The sequence below is a fragment of the Secundilactobacillus mixtipabuli genome, from assembly GCF_002217925.1.
Lineage (GTDB): Bacteria > Bacillota > Bacilli > Lactobacillales > Lactobacillaceae > Secundilactobacillus > Secundilactobacillus mixtipabuli.
This window is the reverse complement of record NZ_BCMF01000026.1, coordinates 1-519: the sequence shown is the minus strand read 5'-3', so window position 1 is coordinate 519 and position 519 is coordinate 1. Positions and strand designations below refer to the sequence as shown.

The following is a 519-nucleotide window of genomic DNA, read 5'->3' as shown; positions in this document are numbered from 1 at the left end:
TGTAGACCCGAAACCAGGTGACCTACCCATGTCCAGGGTGAAGGTGCGGTAAAACGCACTGGAGGCCCGAACCCGTGTACGTTGAAAAGTGCTGGGATGAGGTGTGGGTAGCGGTGAAATTCCAAACGAACTTGGAGATAGCTGGTTCTCTCCGAAATAGCTTTAGGGCTAGCCTCGGAAAGAGAATCGTGGAGGTAGAGCACTGTTTGGACTAGGGGCCCGTCACGGGTTACTGAATTCAGATAAACTCCGAATGCCATAGATTTATATCCGGGAGTCAGACGGTGAGTGATAAGATCCATCGTCGAAAGGGGAACAGCCCAGACCACCAATTAAGGTCCCTAAGTGTATCCTAAGTGGAAAAGGCGGTGGAGTTGCATAGACAGCTAGGATGTTGGCTCAGAAGCAGCCACCATTTAAAGAGTGCGTAATAGCTCACTAGCCGAGTGATTCTGCGCCGAAAATGTACCGGGGCTAAGGATACCACCGAAATTGTGGATGCGACCAATAGGTCGCGTG

General features: G+C 51.1%; 1 rRNA gene. It reads left to right on the top strand.

Annotated elements, in window-relative coordinates:
* Nucleotides 1-519 (top strand): 23S ribosomal RNA (locus IWT5_RS11810); the annotation flags it as partial.